The organism is Polaromonas sp. P1_G1, assembly GCF_056405595.1.
Map to the genome: position 1 here is coordinate 1 of NZ_JBFUBU010000312.1, position 355 is coordinate 355.

Below are 355 nucleotides of genomic sequence, written 5' to 3' on the forward strand. Positions count from 1 at the left end.
CGCGTGAGCGCATCCAGAGCCAGCACGACCGTGCTCGTTTCGACGACACCACCAAGTGCATTCTCTGCGCATGCTGCACCACGTCGTGCCCCGTGTACTGGAGCGACGGCAGCTACTTCGGTCCCGCTGCCATCGTCAACGCACACCGGTTCATCTTCGACAGCCGTGACGAGGCCGCTTCCGAGCGTCTCGACATCCTGAACGACAAGGACGGCGTGTGGCGTTGCCGCACCACGTTCAACTGCACCGACGCATGCCCCCGCGGCATCCAGGTGACAAAGGCTATTCAGGAAGTCAAGCGAGCGCTGCTCTTCGCTCGATAGTCAGGCCTTCGGCCTTGTGCGCGGTTAGGGAG

1 protein-coding gene is annotated in these 355 nt (G+C 62.8%); it reads left to right on the forward strand.

The genetic code is table 11. The annotated features are described in order from the left end of the window. A partial coding sequence (locus tag AC1D1Y_RS27010) for a 4Fe-4S dicluster domain-containing protein (RefSeq protein ID WP_477685039.1) occupies positions 1-323 on the forward strand: 323 nt, incomplete at its 5' end. Positions 324-355 lie beyond the last annotated feature (32 nt).